The sequence below is a fragment of the Neisseria sp. P0021.S007 genome (assembly GCF_051956855.1).
In genome coordinates this window covers 1-523 of record NZ_JBQCXA010001166.1, presented here as the reverse complement: position 1 = coordinate 523, position 523 = coordinate 1, and the positions used below count along the sequence as shown (strand labels likewise).

The 523-nt window shown below is 61.2% G+C and carries 1 pseudogene; it reads right to left on the bottom strand.

Annotation, left to right across the window (positions count from 1 at the left end):
* Positions 1 to 523: pseudogene (locus tag ACTHUR_RS18080) on the bottom strand (primosomal protein N'); the annotation flags it as partial.

The following is a 523-nucleotide window of genomic DNA, read 5'->3' as shown; positions in this document are numbered from 1 at the left end:
AGTTTGGACAGCCGAAGGTATGGCCGCAGTCGCCGCAAAACAGCGCGGGCGCGAAACCGCGCCGGTTGAGGTACACCAGCGACATGCCACCTGCTTCAAAATTCTGTTTTAAAAGCTGCAAGGCTTGCGGCGAGAAGCCGTTGTCAAGTTTCAGACGGCCTACGTTGAGAATTTCTACTTGCGGCAGTTGCGCGGCGGCATGGGCGCGCTCGGTCAGTTGCAGCAGGCGGTACGCGCCGCTTTGCGCCTTGTGCCAGCTCTCCAAGCTGGGCGTGGCACTGCCCAACACGACGGGACAGCCGCTCTGCTTCGCCCGCCACACCGCCAAATCGCGGGCGTGGTAGCGCAATTCGTTGTCCTGTTTGAACGAGCCGTCGTGTTCTTCATCGACCACAATCAGCCCGACATTATCCATCGGCGTGAACACCGCCAGCCGCGTGCCGATGACCAACTTCGCCTGCCCCAACATTGCGCGCAGATAATCCTGCGTGCGCCTGCCTGCCGCCATCTGGCTGTGCAACAC